The following is a 17,448-nucleotide window of genomic DNA, read 5'->3' as shown; positions in this document are numbered from 1 at the left end:
ATGAGACCTCCCGACGAGGTTCTCCCGCACCGTCCGCCGTTCCTGTTCCTCGACGAGGTCACCTCCATGGTGGCCGGGGAGCGGGCCGAGGGCTATTGGCGGCTCACCGGCGACGAGCCGTTCTTCGCGGGACACTTTCCCGGCCGCCCCACCCTTCCTGGGGTGCTGATGGCCGAGGCCATCGCGCAGCTCGGCGCTTACATCGTGCTTCATGACGAGCGATTCGCCGGCAAGCTGCCCCTGTTCGGCGGTCTCGACAGCGCCCGGTTTCGCCGCCAGGTTGTACCTGGTGAGCGCCTGGACTTGGAAGTGGAGATGACCCGGTTGTCGGCTCGGGCCGGCCGGGGAGCGGGAAAGGCGTCGGTGGACGGCGAGCTGGCCTGCTCGTGCGAGCTGCTGTTCGTGGTGGTCGACGCCGGCTGAACGGCGTCTGAAACCGGTTGCCGGCTACTCGGCTGGCGGCGGGCCGATCACGATGGACCCGTTGTGGCCGCCGAATCCGAAGGAGTTGGACAGCGACGGCCCCGGGGTCCACGGGGCAGGATCGGGGGCCACGATGCGGATGGGGGCCATGTCGGGATCGGGGGTCGCATACCCGTAGGTGGGCGGGATCACCCCGTGTTCCATAGCCAACAGAACCGCCACCGCCTCGATGGCTCCCGCTGCGCCCAGCGCGTGCCCGGTCACCCCTTTGGTCGAGGTGACCAGCGGCCCGGGCGTGCCGAACACCTTCTGGATGGCCTCGGCTTCGGCGGCGTCGTTCAGCGGGGTGGAAGTGCCGTGGGCATTGATGTGGACAATGTCGGCGGGATTCAGTCCGGCGTCGGCCAGGGCCAGCTCCATGCACCGAACCGCCCCTCCTCCTCCCGGAGCCGGGGCGGTGATGTGATAGGCGTCGGCGTTGCTGGCGCCGCCCAAGATCTCGCCCAGCACCGTTGCCCCCCGATTCCGGGCTGAATCCAAATCTTCGAGCACCAACACGCCCGCGCCCTCGGCCTGGATGAACCCGTCTCGCTCCAAGTCGAACGGGCGGCTGATGTGGCAGCTGGAGACCGCGGTCATGTTCTTGAAGGTGGCCTCTCCGGTGATGGAGTTGGAAGCCTCGCTTCCGCCGGTAATGACCGCGTCGCAGCGGCCCGAGCGAATCAGCATGGCCGCGTTGGCGATTGACTGGGTGCCCGCCGCGCAGGCGGTGACCGTGTTCTCACATGGCCCGGAGAAGCCGTAGCGCATGGAGATGGCCGCCGAGGCCGCATTGGCCATCAGCATGGGCACCAAGAAGGGCGACACCCGGCGCTCGCCGCGCTCGATGCGCACCTGGATTTGGTCCTCCAGGGTTCGCAAGCCGCCCACGCCAGTGCCCACCCACACGCCGATCCGGTCGGGGTCGGCGCTGAGCTCGCCCGACTGCTCCAGAGCTTCGGCGGCGGCGGCCAAGGCCATCTGGGCGAAGCGGTCGGTGCGGCGGGCCTCCTTGGGGGACTCGAAGTGGGGGAGGGGGTCGAAGTGGTCCATCACCCGCCGTCCTTCGGCGGGGGTTTCCAGCAGCCCCTGCCAGAAGTTGTCCCGGCCCAGTCCGGGCCAGCCCAAGACCCCGATTCCGGTGACCGCCACGCGGCGCGCCGCGGTCATGATCTAGCGCTCCGCAGGCGGAACTCGGCTCTCGTCTCGTCGGGCGGCTGCGAGGTCATCCCAGTTTGACGGTCACCAAGTCGAAGGCCTGGCCCACAGTTTCGATGTCCTCCAGCTCTTCCTCGTCGATGGTGATGTCGAACTCCTCTTCGAGCGCCATCACCAACTCGACCAAGTCGAGGCTGTCAGAGTCCAAGTCGTCGGCAAAGGTGGCCTCGGGTGTGACCTGACCGGCCTCCACCGACAGCACCTCCACAGTGCAGTTCTGGAAGCGAGTGAAGTTTTCGTCGCTCACGCTGGTTATCTCCTATTCGTGGACGGATTGTCCTTGGGTGGGTTTGCGAATGGGTTTACGGCCACTCATCCTCCCATGCCCAGACCCCCGTCAACCGGAATAACCGCTCCGGTGACGTAGCCGGCGGCGTCGGAGGCCAAGAATGAAATGGTTGCAGCAACTTCTGTGGGTTCGCCCAATCGTCCGAGGGGAACCATGTCGATGATGGCTGAGCGGCGGTCCTCGTCGAGCTCGTTCAGCATGTCGGTGCCCACCGGGCCGGGCGCCACCACGTTGACGGTGATGTTGCGGCTAGCCAATTCCTTGGCCAAAGACCGGCCCAGGCCGACCAGTCCGGCCTTGGAGGCGGCGTAGTTGGCCTGACCCGCCTGTCCCATGATCCCCACCACCGAGGACACGAACACGATGCGCCCCCAGCGGTTGCGCATCATCGACCGGGCCGCCCGCTTGGCCACCCGGTAACCGGCGGTCAGGTTGGCGTCGATTACGTCGGTGAAATCGGCCTCGCTCATGCGCATCACCAGCTTGTCCCGGGTGATGCCCGCGTTCGATACCAGCACCTCGACGGGCCCCAGCTGATCTTCGATCTCGGCGAAGGCGGCGTCGATCTGCTCTTCGGCGGTCACATCGCAGTGCACGCCCAGAATGTCGACCTGTCCGTTGGACGGTGGGGGCTCGCTGCGGTAGGTGACCGCCACCCGGTGGCCGTCTTTGGCGAGCTCGGTGGCTGTGGCCAGCCCAATGCCCCGGTTCCCTCCGGTAACCAGGACAACCCTGGATGTGCTCACTGGCCCCAGCGTAGCAGCGCGGCGGCCACGCTCATTCCCGCTCCGAAGCCCACCAGCAGCACGACGTCGCCGTCGGTTATGGCGCCCTTGGACACCGCGTCGTCCATGGCCAGGGGGATTGAGGCCGACGAGGTGTTGCCGGTTGATTGCAGCACGGTGGCCGCCTTCTCCAGGGGGATGTCGAGGCGCTTCATGGCGCTCTCGATGATGCGGGCGTTGGCCTGGTGGGGGACCACTGCGGCCACATCAGACGTGTCCAGGCCGGCGTCGGACAGCACTCTCTGGCTGGCTGAGACCATGACCCGCACGGCCTGGCGGAACACCTCTTTGCCATCCATCTTGATGTAGTCGCCGAAATCGCAGATCAACAGATCGGCGAAGCGGCCCTCTGAGCCCATGTAGGTGCTGAGCACGCCCCGGTCCTCGCGGATGGCCGGCTCCATCACCACTGCGCCGGCGCCGTCGCCGAACAGGATCGCGGTGGAGCGGTCGTCCCAGTCGGTGAACCGGCTTAGGGTATCCACCCCCACCACCAGCACCCGCTCCATTCCCGCGGCGATCTGGGCCTGGCCCAGCGAGATGCCGTAGGTGAAGCCCGAGCAGGCCGCGTTCAGGTCGAATGCGCCGCAGGACGCCCCCAGCTCGTTTTGGATGCGGTTGGACACCGCGGGAAACACCTGGTCGGGGGTGCAGGTGGAGCAGATGATCAAGTCGAGGTCGGTGGCGTCGATCTCGGCCTGCTTCAGAGCGATCTTGGCCGCTTGCCCGCCCAGTTCCAGGCAGCTGCCCCCCACCCGGCGCTCGTGGATTCCGGTGCGCTCCACTATCCACTCGTCGCTGGTGTCGAGGACGGCGGCCAGGTCGTGGTTGGTGACCACCTTGTGGCCGGTGGCGGTGCCCAGGCCGGTGATGGCCGCTCTCGTCATCTGCCTGCGCCCCTCAGCTCGTCCGCAACCAGGCGATGGGCTGGCTGGCGGTGACCCGCTCGCCTTCCACCGCCAAGAACCCCATGATCATCCCGGCCCAGGGGGTGCGGACCTCGGTCTCGCCCACATGGCCCAGTAGCTGCCCTGCGGGAACGCCGGTGCCCAGCAGATTGTCCTCGGTGGGCTGGAAGATGCCAGCCGCGGGGCTCACCACCAGGCGCTCGGTGGTGAACAGGGCTTCGCCCTCCAGCGGGCCGCCCGCGGCCACCGGTGGCCCAGCCAATTCCTCGAGCACCGCGTCGATGTCGGCGGGGGCGTTTACCTTGAGCGACTTGCAGTCTTTGGCGGTTCGTTTCACCGTTCCGGTGAGCACGGCGCCAGGTCCCAACTCCACGAAGGTGGTGAAGCCGTCGTCGCACATGTTGTGGACCGACTGGCGCCAGCGCACCGGGCTGGTCAGCTGGGTGTTCAGCAGGTCGGCCCAGGCCTGAGCGCCGGTCTGGGCGGCGGCGTCGACGTTGGCATACACCGGGTGGTCGGGAACCCGGAACTCTGTCTTGCCGATGGCCTTCTGGAGGCGGTCTTTGGCCGACGCCATGAACGGGGTGTGGAAGGCACCGCCGACGGGCAGGGCCATGACCCGCTTGGCGCCCAGCTCTTTGGCGATGGCCCCGGCCGCTTCCACCATGGCGGGGGCCCCGGCTATGACCACCTGGCCGGGGGCGTTGTAGTTGGCCACCCATACATCGCCGTCGGCCTGCTCGCAGGCCTGCTCAACGAGGTCGTCGTCGAGGCCCATGACCGCGGCCATGGTGCCGTCTTGCTCTTCGGCGGCCACCTGCATGGCCTCGCCCCGCTCGCTCACCAGCCGCACGCCGTCGTGGAAGTCCACCACCCCGGCGGCAACCAGCGCGGAGTATTCGCCCAGGCTGTGGCCGGCGTGGCCCGCGGTCTCAATGCCCACCCGGGTTACCGCGTCGAGGGAGATCATCGACACCACGAAAGTGGCGAGTTGGGAGTTGCGGGTGTGGCGCAGTTCGTCATCATCGGCTTCGAGCAAGAGCTGGGCCACGTCGCGCCCTGCTGCCTCGGAGGCCTCGGCCACCAGCTCCCACGAGGGGTGGTCGACCCAGGCCGAACCCATGCCGGCCTTTTGGGATCCCTGGCCGGGATAGGTGAAGCAGATCATCAGGTGTCAGACCTCTCAGACGACGGTGGGGTTTCAATACTCTACGAGAGAGCGGCCCCGGCAGGGTATCCGGCAAGGCCGCTGGGACCACGGCAATCTAGACTGCATTTTCCTCAGCCAGCACGCTGAGCAGCCCAGTGCTCGCCGCACTGGCCACCCGCCCGGGTGGTGGAATTGGTAGACGCGCCGGACTCAAAATCCGGTTCCCGCAAGGGAGTGAGGGTTCGAGTCCCTCCCCGGGCACTGTGCCAACATGGGCGCCGTGGAACAAGGTGCCCCAACCGGAGGGCGACACATCCGGTTCGAACCCGACGACAGGCCGCCGCCTGCGCTGACTGCGGGCATGGGCGTCCAGTTCGCGGTGCTGACCATCGCGGGCATAGTGCTCACGCCGGCGATTGTCATTCGGGCCGCGGGCGAATCCGACTCGTATCTGACTTGGGCGGTGTTCGCGGCGGCGATTGTGAGCGGCATCAGCACAATCCTCCAGGCGGTCCGGCTGGGCCGCATCGGTGCCGGGTACGTGCTGCTCATGGGCACGTCGGGCGCGTTCATCGCGGTGTGCGTGGCGGCGCTGGTCGAGGGTGGTCCCGGCTTGCTGGCGGTACTGGTGGTGGCGTCGTCGCTGTTCCAATTCTTGCTGGCCGCCCGGCTGTCGCTGTTCAGGCGTCTGGTCACGCCGGTGGTGGCCGGCACCGTGTTGATGCTCATCGCGGTGACCGTGATGCCGCTCATCTTCAACATGGTGAGTGCGTCGCCGGAAGGCAAGTCCGACTGGAGCGCCCCGACGACAGCCCTCGTCACCATCGTCTTGATGATCGCCATTGCACTGAAGTCGTCCGGAAGCCTGCGGTTGTGGGCGCCGGTCATTGGCGTGGTGGCCGGTTCGATCGTGGCCGTCGGCTTCGGCCTCTATGACTTCGATCAGGTGTCCGATGCCTCCTGGGTCGGTGTGCCCGATGGCGGATGGCCGGGCTTCGACACGTCGTTCGACTCGGCGTTTTGGAGCCTCCTGCCGGCCTTTGTGATCGTCACGATCATCGGCGCGGTCGAGACCATCGGCGACTCCGTGGCCATTCAGCGGGTGTCGTGGCGCAAACCGCGAGCGGTGGACTACCGGGTGGTGCAGGGGGCAGTGGCCGCCGACGGCACCGGCAACCTGCTGTCGGGGGTGGCCGGCACGGTGCCGAACACCACCTATTCGACGAGCGTATCGATCACCGAGCTGACCGGCGTCGCCGCCCGACGCGTGGGTGTCGCCATCGGCGTCATTTTTGTCATGTTGGCGTTCTTGCCCAAGTTCTTGGCGTTGGTGCTGGCCATCCCGGATGCCGTGGTTGCGGCGTACGTCACCGTGCTGATGGCGCTGTTGTTTGTGGTCGGCATGAGGATCGTCTCCGAAGAAGCTGCGGACTACCGCAAGGGCCTGATAGCGGGGGTCGCGTTCTGGCTGGGCGTCGGATTCCAGAACAACCTGATCTTTCCGGAGTACCTGGAGGGCTTCGCCGGCGGCCTGTTGGAGAACGGGATGACTTCGGGCGGCCTCGTGGCCATCGTGCTGACGCTGTTCACCGAGGCAACTCAATCTCGCCGGCATCGTTTGCGCACCAGCCTGACGCTGGCGGAGCTCCCCCGCATCCAAGGGTTCCTTAACGCTTTTGCAAAGCGGCACGGTTGGGTGGCATCGATGTCGCACCGGCTCGATGCGGTGGCCGAGGAGACACTGGTGACCCTGCTCGAAGCTGGGCAGGCCGGAGAGGCCGCAACCGAACGCGAGCTACGCCTTACGGCCAGCAAGCAGGACGGGCGGGCGGTACTCGAGTTTGTGGCTGCGGCCCGGGGAGAGAACATCGAAGACCGGCTGGCCGTGCTCGATGAGCCGACCGCCGACCGGCCCGTCGAGCGAGACGTCTCATTGCGGCTGCTTCAGCACTACGCCGCCTCAGTGCTCCACCAGCAGTACCACGAACTCGAGATCGTCACCGTCCACGTCAACCCTGCCAGCGACACATGAGGGACTCAGGGGCCGTGGTGGAGACGACGCATGGGGCGGTTCGGGGGGTAGTTGTCGATACGCCTTATGGGGCGGTGCGGCAGTTTTTGGGGATTCCGTTTGGGAAGCCGCCGGTGGGGGAGCTGCGCTTCTGTGCTCCAGAGGCCGCTGAGCCGTGGGAGGGGGTGCTGGATGCGAGTGCGTTCGGACCCGATCCGATTCAGAGCGTGGATGGTCCGTACACCGGGGTGATTCCGGGGACGAGCACCGACTCGGTGTCGGAGGACTGCCTCACGCTCAATGTGTGGGTACCTGAGGAGGGCGAGGCTGGACTGCCGGTGATGGTGTGGATCTACGGCGGGGCCTTCTTGACCGGGGGAGGCTCGTTCCCGCTTTACTACGGGGCGAGGTTGGCGGCTGAGCAGCAGGTGATCGTGGCGTCGGTGAACTACCGGGTGGGGGCGCTCGGCTTCATGGATCTTCGGAAAATGCCGGGTGGTGAGAACACCACGGCCAACTGCGGTCTCCACGACGTGCGGCTCGGATTGGATTGGATTGCTGCCAACGCGGCTGCCTTCGGTGGCGATCCGTCGACGCTGACCGCATTCGGCGAGTCGGCGGGGGCCGGTTCGATCCTGCACCTGCTCGGCGCTCCGGACATCTCGTCGGTAATGCGACGGGCCATCATGCAGAGCCCCGGCGCCGACATGACCCAATCGCCCAAAGTTGCCGCCAAAGTCGCCCGCTGCTTCCTGGGCAACGTGGGGGTGAGCGATGTGGCGGGGCTCCGTCAGTTGGAGCCAGGGGAGATAGTTGCCGCCCAAGTCCAGACCGCCATGGAGATGTTCACCGAAGCAGGAGCGATGCCTTTTCACCCCGTTGTCGACGGAGTGCTTGTTCCTGCTCCACCAATAAAGAGGCTTCGAAAGAGGGTCGCGGCCGATATCGATGTGCTCATTGGCGCCACCGCCCACGAACTGCGCTTATTCAAGCAGGAGCTGCCCGCCGGAAACTCTGACCTAATCCTGTTTCACCTGGTGAGAGCCCACGTGGCCAAAAGAACCGGGGGAGAGCCGTCGATAGACGAGGTGGAGGCGGTGATACGGGAGTATCACCAGGCGGCCAAGGGCACGGCCTGGATCACTGACTCCGACATCTTGGCCGCCGTCAACACTGACGTCTCCATGCGGGAGCCCATCCAGAGGCTGGCCGATTTTCGAGCTGGCGCTGGGGCCCGCACCTACATGTACGACTTCCGGTGGTGTTCCCTAGCCAACCCGGAGATGGGGGCGTTCCACGCCATCGATCTGCCCTTCGCGCTTGACGGCTTCCACGTCGACGGCTGGGGCGAGTTCATCGGTGCCGACGAAGCCGCGGAAGCGTTGGGCCGAGGAATGCGATCGGCCTGGGCCGCCTTTGCCCGCTCTGGAGATCCCTCATCTACTGAACTCGGCCCCTGGCCCCGCTACGAACTCGATGAGCGCATGGCAATGACCCTCGACGGCGACTCATCTCCGGCCGCCGACCCCCTACAGAATGAGCGGTTGATGTGGGGGCCGGCAGGCAGAGGGGATTCTCAGTAGACCTCGGGGACGAAGGTCTGGTCCGACAAGGGCGGGCGCACGTAGCCGGCGCGGTCTTGGCGCTCAGGGAGCTCGACTTCCTCCCAGGGGACTTCCTCGTAGGGGATCATCGACAGCAGATGTGAGATGCAGTTCAGCCGGGCCGCCTTCTTGGAGTCGGCGTTCACCACGTACCACGGGGCCTGCTTGATGTCGGTGTGGGCGAACAGGGTGTCTTTGGCCTTGGAGAACTCAACCCATCGGGATCGGGCCTGGATGTCCATCGGCGACAGCTTCCAGCGCCGCAGCGGATCGGAGATCCGGTTCTGGAACCGGCGCTCCTGCTCCTCGTCGCTCACCGAGAACCAGTACTTGATCAGGATGATCCCCGACCGAACCAGCATGCGCTCGAATTCCGGGCACGAGCGCAGGAACTCGCGGTACTCCTCTTCGGTGCAGAATCCCATCACTGGCTCCACCAGCCCCCGGTTGTACCAACTGCGGTCGAACAGGATCATTTCTCCGGCGGCGGGCAACTCGGCCACATAGCGCTGGAACCACCACTGCGTTTTATCCCGGTCGCTAGGTGTGCCCAGCGCCACCACCCGCACCACTCGGGGGTTGGTCCGCTCGGCGATGCGCTTGATCACCCCGCCCTTGCCAGCCGCATCGCGCCCTTCGAAGATCACCACCACCTTGAGGCCCTTGTGGCGAATCCAGCGCTGTAACCGCACCAGCTCCTCTTGAAGCCGAGCCAGTTCCTGCTCGTAGGCCTTCCTGTTGAGCTTCTGGCGCGGCTCGGGCCTGGGCGCGTCGGCTCCGGAGATTCCCAGAACGTCGTGACCCGGGTCCGGACCCATACGCGAAGCGTAATTCCGGCGTCATTTCCCGACAATGGGCTTGTCTAGCCATTCCTGGCTGAAGGGGACCGACCCGACCAGTAATCGACGATCCGGGGTCATATGATCCCGATCGCGGGTGGGTCCACAGGGGGGCGCAGACAAATCTCCTGAGGACCACAAAGTGAATTACTACGTGATTGCCGCAGCTGTAATCGTGGGGTCGGCGTCCGGCGCGGCTTCGGTCTATTGGATCAATCGGGGAGTCCACGCCAGCTGGATTGTGCTTGGTGTTTTGGGCATTGGCGTCGGCTGCACGCTTGTGTTGACCGCGGTTGCGCTGCTCTTCACCGGACCAGATGCCTTCATGGTCCTTCACGTCGTCTATCTGGTACTTGTGGTCGGCCTGCCGTTGGCTGGGGCGGTGGTGCTGGCCTTTGCCAGCCCAATCCCGCCGACCATCCTCGCTCTATGCATCGTTTCTTTCTCAGCCATCCCGATTGGCTTCTATGCCACCCACATAGAGCCGTTTTGGCTACGGGTGGATGCCGTGGAGTTGGAGGTTGACGGGATCAGCGAGGACGTCCGGATCGGCGTCGTGGCCGATCTTCAGACCACCTCCATCGGCGACTATGAGAATGAGGCGATAGACCGTCTTATCGCCCTCGAGCCCGACATTGTGATGTTCCCGGGGGATGTGCATCAGATCGAAAATGGCCAATTCGATGAGCGGGCCCCGGAATTCACTCGGCTCGTTGAACGGCTGGTTGACGCCGTGCCCATCGTTTATCTAGTGAACGGCCATTCCGACACCGTCGCCGACCTCTGGCGGATCACCCATGGGACGGGGGCCAGAGTTCTCGACAACGAGATTGACACGTTCGAGCTAAATGGCAGCCTCATCCATCTCGCTGGGGTGTCGTTGGATGGCCGTGACTATGAGCCTGCGGGATGGGAGGCTGCCGAAGGGCTAGCCGAAGGCGACCTTCCTGGCGTGCGGATCCTGTTGGCCCACGAGCCGGACGCCATCAGGCTCCTCAAGGGAGGAACCGTGGACCTGCTCGTCTCGGGCCATACCCACGGAGGGCAAGTGTCGATCCCGTTCTTCGGCCCTCCTATCACCGCGTCTCGAGTACCCCGGGATGTCGCCGCTGGCGGGCTCAATGAGCTCCACGGAACCCCGGTCTACGTGTCTACCGGCGTGGGACGAGAGCGCGGCAACGCCCCTCAGCTCCGCTTCGGCGTTCGCCCCTCCATTGGGATCATCGATCTGGTCGCCAGGGACTAGATGCCCAAACCAGGCCGGGTTCCTACTTCGCTTGCCCTCAGATAGTTGGCCACAATGGGACCCATGACGGCCGATCAGCTGAACCACTACAAGCACAAGCTGGACTTCGAGATGGACTCGTGGGACGTCAACGAAGCCCTGGGCAACGGCGAGCCAATCATGGTGGTGGACGGCAGGTCGGCTGAGGCCTACGCCCAAGAGCACATCCCTGGGGCGATCAGCCTGCCCCACCGGAATATCGATGCCGAGTCGACGGCTTCACTCGATCGGTCGCTGACCTACGTCTGCTACTGCGACGGGATCGGGTGCAACGCCTCCACCAAGACTGCCTTGAAGCTGCTCATGCTGGGCTTTGAGGTGCGCGAGCTGATCGGCGGCCTCGACTGGTGGAAGCGCGACGGCTACCCAACCGAAGGGTCCTAGCGCAGGCTGGGGAGGTCGGCCACGTCAATGACCCGCAGGGTCGGCGGGATGTCCTCGACCACCTGGTTGTAGCGCATGCCCATGGTGCCGTGGCGGCGGTGGTTTGTGTCGATCCAGTTGGCGAAGCCGGGATCCTTGTCAGCCACGATGATCCGGGCCGTGCCGTCGGACTCGTACACCGCGCTGTGCTTGTTGACCGTCACCTGGAGCCAGTCGTAGTCCAGCGACTCCTCCCAGATGTTGTTGAGCTGGAAGTTCCAGTAGTACACGTCGATGGGCGGCACGTCGATCACCAGGGCCTGGCCGGGCTCGAGCGTCCAATAGCCGTGGCGGAACATCTGGGTGGGGTCGCCCCATCCGCCGGGGCCATCTCGCGGCGGGAGGAACTCCAGCGTGTTGGGCCGCTCTTGGAACATGTCCAGCCATTCGACAAACCGCCGGGCGATGCCGTGTACTCCTAGGGCGGCCCGGGCCAAGCCGTGGGTCAAGCGCTGGGGGCTCAGCGGGGGAGGAGTCCCATCGGGCCCGTTGAGGCACTCGATTTGGAGCTCGGAAGGCCGTTCGGTATGGCGGTCGAGGTAGAAGTTGCGAATGACGATCTGATTGGTCTCCGGTCCGGTGGGGAGCCACCGCTGTCCAGGCTCTAGATGCTCGGGTTCGTTGACACTGGCGATCACATCGACCTGCTCGCCGGGCTGGGGGTCGTTGAAGGCCAGGTTGCCCTGCCGATCGGGGGGCGCACCTCCCATCCCGAAGCTGCCGGAGAGTGCGTTCAAGCTCAGATAGTTGACCGTGCCCCGCGGCCCGCGGATGCGGTAGTCGAGAGAACCGCTAATGGCGACGCCCTGGTAGAGGGCATCGGGGTTGTCGCAGCCGATCTTCACGTTGTAGGGGATGGGCAGGACTTGGGTGTGCCCGGGTCCATGGTTTTCGAGGCGCCCGAGCTCTCCTCTGGTGAGACGGGACAGGTAGCGGAATCCCTCCAGCCGGTCGAGATCGTCGGTGCTGTTGTCGAGGATGATCTGGCCGGCCTCCTTCAGGTTGTCGCAGAAGTCGGCCCACACCTTGCCGTTGACTGCGTTCTCCCGGATCTCGTCGCTCATCGGTGTCCTCCTCGTTTCGGCTTGGCCCGATGAAAGGCTAGTGGGGGCCTCGCCCTTGGGAAGCAGCCGAAGCAGTGCCTGGCGGGGCGGGGGTAATAGCATCGGCTCGTGGTCCAGAACAGGGCAGAGCGGCGGTTGGCAGAGTTGGCCGACCGGCTGAAGCGGCTGAGAGCCGACCTGGAGGTGGCCGAGGAGCAGTGCCTGCATTTTGAGGACCTGGCCGACGACGCCCGCCTGCGGGCGCTGGTCTCGGAGACCCCGGCCGCCGAGCGCCAGCACCGCGATGCCGCCCGCCAGGCGGAGACCATGGCCCGACACCGCGCCCGCCTGTCCGACGAGATCCACAGCCTGGAGCAGCAACAAGACGAACTGCTCGACAAGTTCTACTCCGATGTCTGATCCGTCGGCCCAACCAAGTTCTACTCCGATATCTGATCCGTCGGCCCAACCCGGTTCCGATTCGATCGACAAGCCGGTGCGGATCGTGCTGGCCGAGGACGAGGCCATCATCCGCCTGGACTTGCGGGAGACCTTGGAAGAGGAGGGCTACGAGGTGGTGGGCGAGACCAGCCGGGGCGACCAGGTGCTTGATCTCGTGCGGGAGAAGCGCCCCCACGTGGCCATCTTGGACGTGAAGATGCCGGGCACCGACGGAATCACCGCCGCCAGTCAGATCCGCGACGAGCGGCTGTGCGCGGTGTTGCTGCTCACCGCGTTCAGCCAGCGGGATCTGATCGCCCGGGCGGCCGACGCCGGCGCGCTGGCCTATCTGGTGAAGCCCTTTGAGCGGGCTGAGCTGGTGCCCGCGGTGGAGGTTGCCCTGGTGCGGTTCAAGGAGCTGAAGGACCTCAACCACCAAGTCGAGCGGGCTGAGGCCCGGCTGGAGGCCCGCAAGGCCATCGACCGGGCCAAAGGCCGATTGATGGACGTCGCCTCCATGTCGGAGGCAGACGCCTACAGCCACATCCAGCACCAGGCCATGGGCGAGCGCCGGTCGATGGCTGAGGTGGCCGCCGAGATCGTTGAGATGAGCGCCGATCAGCTGAAGGCGCTGGGCGGAGGCCCGAAAGATGGCTGAGTCGGGCACGGTCATGCTGGTTGACGGCAACTCACTGGCCTACCGGGCCTTCTTCGCCCTGCCCGAGGACATGACCACCGCCAGCGGCCAGGCAACCAACGCGGTGTACGGCTTCACAATGATGCTCTTGACGCTGTTGCGCGACCACCGCCCCGACCAGGTGGCGGTGGCCTTCGACCGCCCCGAGCCCACCTTCCGCCACGAGCGGATCTCCAGTTACAAGGCCAATCGCCGCGAGACCCCCGACACCCTCCGACAGCAGATGGGACTGGTCCGCAAGCTGGTGGAAACCCTCAAGATCACCGCGGTGGAACACGCCGGGGTGGAGGCCGACGACGTGATCGCCACCTTGGCCACCCAAGCTCGCGACCGGGGCCAGGACGTGATTGTGGTGACTGGCGACCGGGACGCCTACCAGCTGGTGGAGGACCCCCACGTCCGAGTGCTCTACAACAAGCGGGGCGTGTCCGACTACGCCCTGTACGACGAGGCCGGCATCGAGGAGCGCACCGGGGTGAAGCCGGCCGACTACGTGGCCTACGCCGCACTGCGAGGGGACACCTCCGACAACCTGCCCGGCGTGAACGGAGTGGGGGAGAAGACCGCGGCCAAGCTGATCAACGCTTACGGGGGCATCGAGGAGCTGTATCGGCACCTGGAGGACCAGACTCCCAAGCTTCAAGAAAACCTGGGCGAGGCCCAGGACCGGGTGAGCATGAACCTGGAGCTGATGGAGCTGGTGCGCGATGTTCCTCTGGAGGTAGGGGTGGACGATTTGGACCTCGGTCAGCCCGACGCTTCCGAGGTCGAGGAGTTATTCGACTTCTTGGAATTCCGCAGATTCGGCGAATTCGTGGCCGACGTGTTGGGCGTGGAACTGGGCGGTGCCGATGACGGGGCCGGCGCACTGGAGGCAACCGTGGAAGCCCTGTCCACTGCCGACGCCGCCAGCGATGCGCTGAGCCGCTTGGCGGCCGCATCTGAACCGGTGGCGCTGGCGCCGGCCTGGGGCGAGCCGCTCGATCCCCGCCAGCCCCACCGCTGCCAGCTTCTGGGGATTGCCCTGTCCGCCGATCTCGAAGCGGGCAAAGTGGTCTGGTTGCCGGCCGATGTGCTAGAGACGTCGGGACACGAAGCCCTGGCCGGTTTATTCGGCGGGGGCAATCCCTTCATCGCCCACGATGCCAAGCCGCTCGTCTTGTGGCTGTTTTCGAGGGGGATAGATGCCACTGGGCTGGTGTTGGACACTCGGATCGCGGCCTATCTGCTGGATCCGGCCAGCGGGCGCTACGAGCTGGCTGACTTGATGCGCACCCACACCTCGATGGAGCTCCCGGTGACCGAACAGCCCGACGAGGGCCAGCTGTTCGGCGACGATGCTGCTGATCCGGGGGATTCATCGATGAACGCCGGACTTGAGGCCTTGGCCGTGGCCCATTTGGCCGCCCCACTGCTGGCGGCGCTAGACGCCCAGGGACTGCGGGACCTGAACGACGACATGGAAGTGCCTTTGGTGCGGGTGCTGGCTCGCATGGAGCATGTGGGTATCGGGGTGGATGTGGAGGGCCTGACTCGTCTGCGAGACCAGTTGGCCTCCGATGCCGAGCGGCTTCGGGCGTCGGTGATCGATGCGGCTGGCGGGGGGAGCTTCAATGTGAACTCCTCCAAGCAGGTGGGCGAGCTGCTGTTTGAGAAATTGGGGCTGCCGTCCCAAAAGAAAACCAAGACCGGCGCCTTCAGCACCGACGCCGCCACCCTGGAGAAGCTCCGGGACGAGCATCCGGTGGTGGGCGAACTGCTGGACTACCGGGAGGTGGAGAAGCTGCGCTCCACCTATGGCGAGGGACTGGTGGCCGCAGTGGGGATCGAGCCCGACAACCGCATCCGGGCCACCTTCAACCAAACGGTGGCCCGAACCGGGCGGCTCAGCTCCGATGCCCCCAACCTGCACAACATCCCGGTGCGCACTGAGACCGGTCGGGTGTTTCGAGAGGTGTTTGTGGCTGCCGATAGCTGCGCTCTGCTGGTGGCCGACTACAACCAGATCGAGCTGCGCTGCATCGCCCATCTGGCCGAGGACCCCGGCCTGATCGAAGCCTTCGAGTCCGGCCAGGACGTGCACACCTCCGTCGCCTCCCAGGTATTCGGCATCGACCCCGCCGCGGTGGGCATCGAAGAGAGATCCACCGCCAAGATGGTGTCCTACGGTCTGGCCTACGGGATGGAGGCCTACGGCCTGGGCCAGCGGCTCAACATCCCCACCAGGGACGCCGGCGTGATCCTCGATGCCTACTTCAAGGCGTTTCCTGCCCTCAGGGAGTACATGGACCGAACAGTGGCCGAGGCCCGGACCCGGGGCTACACCGAGACCCTGTTCGGCCGGCGGCGCCGGATCCCCGAGATCAACTCGCGCAATGCCCGGCTCCGTCAGGCCGCGGAGCGACAGGCCATGAATTCCGGGATCCAGGGGCTGGCCGCCGACATCTTCAAGGTGGCCCTGGTCAGGCTCGACCACGCCTTGGAGGAACGAGGGCTCGACAGCCGGATCATCCTCCAGGTCCACGACGAGGTGATCTTGGAAGTCCCCGAGGGAGAGCACGGCGACGTGGCCGACCTAACGGTGGACACCATGGCCGGGGCTTTCCCGCTGCGGGTCCCCCTCGAGGTGCACCTGTCGTCGGGGCGCACCTGGGCCGAGGCTAAGTAGGTAAGCCCAAGTAGCCAGGCCCAAGTAGCCAGGGCCGGGGGTGGCTGTTAGCATCGACGGGCCGGTTCAGGCTGCTGAACCGCGCCCATTGTCCCATCTACTTCCTCCTGTGAGGCTCAACCCAACGTGTCCGAACCCGATACCGCACCATCCGCCCCGCCAGCCGCCACCGCTGTGCTCGATGCCCCCGAAGGAGTGGGGACATTTGACAAAGAGGGCAACTACATCCCCCGCCAGATCACCGATCAGGACATAGACGACCAGCACCTCGAGGACGCCTACGCATCGACCATGGTGCAGGTGGAAGACGGACAGATTGTCTCCGGCAAAGTGGTCAAGATCGACCGCGACGAGGTGCTGTTGGACATCGGGTTCAAGGCCGAGGGGATTATCCCGTCCCGAGAGCTGGACATAAGCAATGTGATCGATCCCAGCGAGATAGTCGCTCTCGGGGAGGAGATCGAGGCTCTGGTGCTCCAGAAGGAGGACAAGGACGGCCATCTGATCCTGTCCAAGAAGCGGGCCCAGTACGAGCGGGCCTGGGGCGACATCGAGGAGACCAAGGAGAAGGACGGCACCGTCTCCGGCAAGGTGATCGAGGTGGTCAAGGGCGGGCTCATTTTGAACATCGGCCTGCGGGGCTTTTTGCCCGCTTCGCTGGTGGAGCTGCGCCGGGTGCGCGACCTCCAGCCCTATATCGGCCAGACCTTGGAGGCCAAGATCATCGAGCTGGACAAGAACCGCAACAACGTTGTGCTGTCCCGCCGGGCCTGGCTGGAGGAGACCGAGAAGGAGCAGCGCGAGGCATTCCTCGACAACCTCAAGCCGGGCGAGCGCCGCAGCGGCGTGGTGTCCTCCGTGGTCAACTTCGGGGCGTTCGTCGACCTGGGCGGCATGGACGGGCTGGTACACGTTTCTGAGCTGTCCTGGAAGCACGTCGACCATCCCAGCGCCGTGGTGCAGGTGGGCGACGAGATCGAAATCCAGGTTCTCGAAGTGGACCTCGACCGGGAGCGCATCAGCCTGTCGCTGAAGGCCACCCAGCAAGACCCCTGGCAGGAGTTCGCCTCCAGCCACCAGGTGGGCGAGCTGGTGTACGGGCGGGTTACCAAGCTGGTGCCGTTCGGGGCCTTCGTCCAGGTGGGCGAGAGCATCGAGGGCCTGGTCCACATTTCGGAGATCTCCTCCCATCACATCGACCTTCCCGAACAGGTGGTCACCCCCGGCGAGGAGCTGTGGGTGAAGATCATCGACCTCGACATCAACCGGCGCCGCATAAGCCTGTCAATCAAGCAGGCGGCCGAGGGCGGCGTGGTGGCCGCTGAGTTCCAAGAGCACTTCGGCGAGCATGCCTATGACGCCGAGGGCAACTACATCGGGGCAGTGAACGAGGATGTGGCTGCCGACCAGGACGAGGCTTGGGCCCAGTACTACTCAGAGGTGGGCGATGGCGAGGTCCCCGCTGAGGATGGCGGCCTCGAGGGTGCCGAAGATGGCGAGGTCCCCGCTGAGGACGGCGGCTTCGAGGTTGCCGAAGACGGCCCAGCCGAAGTCCACGAAGAGCCGGTAGAAGACCCGGTCTAATTTCCCGCCCCGGCGGGGCGACCGTCGGATTTCCTGAGCGC

16 protein-coding genes and 1 tRNA gene are annotated in these 17,448 nt (G+C 65.6%); 10 read left to right on the top strand and 7 right to left on the bottom strand.

The window, feature by feature from the left end; genetic code table 11:
- Entirely contained in the window at positions 1-423 is a 423-nt protein-coding gene (gene fabZ / locus ACOGXH_RS10140; protein WP_419928986.1) for a 3-hydroxyacyl-ACP dehydratase FabZ, read from the top strand.
- 24 nt (positions 424-447) lie between these two features.
- Here fabZ and ACOGXH_RS10135 read toward each other — a convergent pair whose 3' ends face one another.
- The 5 genes from ACOGXH_RS10135 to fabD all read right to left on the bottom strand — a co-directional run bounded on the left by ACOGXH_RS10135 (position 448) and on the right by fabD (position 4,830).
- Positions 448-1,632 (bottom strand): beta-ketoacyl-[acyl-carrier-protein] synthase family protein, encoded by a 1,185-nt coding sequence (locus tag ACOGXH_RS10135; protein ID WP_419928985.1) that lies wholly within the window; start codon positions 1,630-1,632, stop codon positions 448-450.
- 55 nt (positions 1,633-1,687) lie between these two features.
- Positions 1,688-1,927 carry an acyl carrier protein gene (gene acpP, locus ACOGXH_RS10130; protein WP_419928984.1) on the bottom strand — a complete coding sequence of 80 codons (240 nt, stop codon included), beginning with the start codon at positions 1,925-1,927 and terminating at the stop codon, positions 1,688-1,690.
- A gap of 65 nt (positions 1,928-1,992) precedes the next feature.
- Positions 1,993-2,715, bottom strand: a complete 723-nt coding sequence (gene fabG, locus ACOGXH_RS10125) for a 3-oxoacyl-ACP reductase FabG (protein WP_419928983.1) — start codon at positions 2,713-2,715, stop codon at positions 1,993-1,995.
- Positions 2,712-3,641, bottom strand: a complete 930-nt coding sequence (locus ACOGXH_RS10120; protein ID WP_419928982.1) for a beta-ketoacyl-ACP synthase III — start codon at positions 3,639-3,641, stop codon at positions 2,712-2,714. The genes fabG and ACOGXH_RS10120 overlap by 4 nt, the downstream gene beginning before the upstream one ends.
- Before the next feature lie 13 nt (positions 3,642-3,654).
- Positions 3,655-4,830: an ACP S-malonyltransferase gene (fabD, locus tag ACOGXH_RS10115; protein WP_419928981.1), complete on the bottom strand. Its 1,176-nt coding sequence runs from the start codon at positions 4,828-4,830 to the stop codon at positions 3,655-3,657.
- A 159-nt stretch (positions 4,831-4,989) separates the two neighbouring features.
- On the opposite strand from fabD, the gene ACOGXH_RS10110 reads away from it, so the two are divergent.
- The 3 genes from ACOGXH_RS10110 (at position 4,990) to ACOGXH_RS10100 (ending at position 8,406) form a co-directional block, all read left to right on the top strand.
- Positions 4,990-5,073 (top strand) — tRNA-Leu (locus ACOGXH_RS10110).
- A gap of 10 nt (positions 5,074-5,083) precedes the next feature.
- Positions 5,084-6,844, top strand: a complete 1,761-nt coding sequence (locus ACOGXH_RS10105) for a uracil-xanthine permease family protein (RefSeq protein WP_419928980.1) — start codon at positions 5,084-5,086, stop codon at positions 6,842-6,844.
- Complete coding sequence (locus ACOGXH_RS10100) at positions 6,841-8,406, top strand: carboxylesterase/lipase family protein (RefSeq protein WP_419928979.1); 1,566 nt, start codon at positions 6,841-6,843, stop codon at positions 8,404-8,406. The genes ACOGXH_RS10105 and ACOGXH_RS10100 overlap by 4 nt, the downstream gene beginning before the upstream one ends.
- Here ACOGXH_RS10100 and ppk2 read toward each other — a convergent pair.
- The gene (gene ppk2, locus ACOGXH_RS10095; RefSeq protein ID WP_419928978.1) at positions 8,400-9,245 is read right to left on the bottom strand and encodes a polyphosphate kinase 2; all 846 of its coding nucleotides are present in this window, start codon (positions 9,243-9,245) and stop codon (positions 8,400-8,402) included. The genes ACOGXH_RS10100 and ppk2 overlap by 7 nt on opposite strands.
- 163 nt (positions 9,246-9,408) lie before the next feature.
- On the opposite strand from ppk2, the gene ACOGXH_RS10090 reads away from it, so the two are divergent.
- Both ACOGXH_RS10090 and ACOGXH_RS10085 read left to right on the top strand, forming a co-directional pair.
- On the top strand, positions 9,409-10,512 hold the full coding sequence (locus ACOGXH_RS10090) for a metallophosphoesterase (protein WP_419928977.1): 1,104 nt from the start codon (positions 9,409-9,411) through the stop codon (positions 10,510-10,512).
- Between the two features lie 63 nt (positions 10,513-10,575).
- Positions 10,576-10,935, top strand: coding sequence for a rhodanese-like domain-containing protein (locus tag ACOGXH_RS10085; protein ID WP_419928976.1), 360 nt, complete (start codon positions 10,576-10,578; stop codon positions 10,933-10,935).
- On the opposite strand, the gene ACOGXH_RS10080 is transcribed toward ACOGXH_RS10085, so the two are convergent.
- Entirely contained in the window at positions 10,932-12,038 is a 1,107-nt protein-coding gene (locus tag ACOGXH_RS10080) for a hypothetical protein (RefSeq protein WP_419928975.1), read from the bottom strand. The two genes, ACOGXH_RS10085 and ACOGXH_RS10080, sit on opposite strands and share 4 nt — an antisense overlap.
- A gap of 108 nt (positions 12,039-12,146) precedes the next feature.
- Between ACOGXH_RS10080 and ACOGXH_RS10075 the strand changes: the two genes are divergently transcribed.
- The 4 genes from ACOGXH_RS10075 to rpsA all read left to right on the top strand — a co-directional run bounded on the left by ACOGXH_RS10075 (position 12,147) and on the right by rpsA (position 17,407).
- On the top strand, positions 12,147-12,437 hold the full coding sequence (locus ACOGXH_RS10075) for a hypothetical protein (protein ID WP_419928974.1): 291 nt from the start codon (positions 12,147-12,149) through the stop codon (positions 12,435-12,437).
- Positions 12,430-13,116, top strand: coding sequence for an ANTAR domain-containing response regulator (locus ACOGXH_RS10070; RefSeq protein ID WP_419928973.1), 687 nt, complete (start codon positions 12,430-12,432; stop codon positions 13,114-13,116). Before ACOGXH_RS10075 ends, ACOGXH_RS10070 begins: the two co-directional genes overlap by 8 nt.
- A complete protein-coding gene (gene polA / locus ACOGXH_RS10065) occupies positions 13,109-15,823 on the top strand; it encodes a DNA polymerase I (protein ID WP_419928972.1) in 2,715 nt (904 codons plus the stop codon). The genes ACOGXH_RS10070 and polA overlap by 8 nt, the downstream gene beginning before the upstream one ends.
- Before the next feature lie 195 nt (positions 15,824-16,018).
- A complete protein-coding gene (gene rpsA / locus ACOGXH_RS10060; RefSeq protein ID WP_419930357.1) occupies positions 16,019-17,407 on the top strand; it encodes a 30S ribosomal protein S1 in 1,389 nt (462 codons plus the stop codon).
- Positions 17,408-17,448 lie beyond the last annotated feature (41 nt).

It is taken from the genome of Candidatus Poriferisocius sp. (genome assembly GCF_965208355.1).
GTDB lineage: Bacteria > Actinomycetota > Acidimicrobiia > Acidimicrobiales > Bin134 > Poriferisocius.
This window is presented reverse-complemented; position numbering and strand designations above follow the sequence as displayed.